This window comes from Streptomyces sp. 2A115, from assembly GCF_052245575.1.
In the GTDB taxonomy this organism is placed as follows: domain Bacteria; phylum Actinomycetota; class Actinomycetes; order Streptomycetales; family Streptomycetaceae; genus Streptomyces.
On sequence record NZ_JBQQCG010000271.1, the window covers coordinates 1 to 520 of the forward strand.

The 520-nt window shown below is 65.8% G+C and carries 1 pseudogene; it reads right to left on the reverse strand.

Features of this window, described 5'->3' with window-relative positions:
- Positions 1–520: pseudogene (locus tag ACTWQR_RS55990) on the reverse strand (alpha-1,4-glucan--maltose-1-phosphate maltosyltransferase); the annotation flags it as partial.

The following is a 520-nucleotide window of genomic DNA, read 5'->3' on the forward strand; positions in this document are numbered from 1 at the left end:
GCGCCGGTGAGCTCGTCGCGCACCGGCATCGACTCGTGCCAGTCCAGGCCGAGTCGCGGCATGTCCAACGAGACCGTGGCCTCCTGGGTGTGGTGAGGGTCGAGGTTCACAACCACCAGAACCGTGTCCGACTGGGTGTGCTTGCTGTACGCGATCACGGCGTCGTTGTCGGCTTTGTGGAAGTGGAGATTCCTGAGCCGACGCAGTGCGCCGTGTTCCCGCCTGATCCGGTTGAGAGAGCTGATGAGGGGTGCGATGGACCGTCCTTCACGCTCGGCCGAATCCCAGTCCCGAGGCCGGAGTTGGTACTTCTCCGAGTCGAGATAGTCCTCACTGCCCGCCCTGACCGAGGTGTTCTCGCACAGCTCGTATCCGGCGTACATCCCCCAGGTCGGCGACAGCGTCGCGGCCAGCACCGCCCTCAGCTCGAAGGCCGGCCGGCCGCCGTGCTGGAGGAACTCGTGCAGGATGTCAGGGGTGTTGACGAAGAAGTTGGGCCGCATGTACGCGGCGGCGTCGC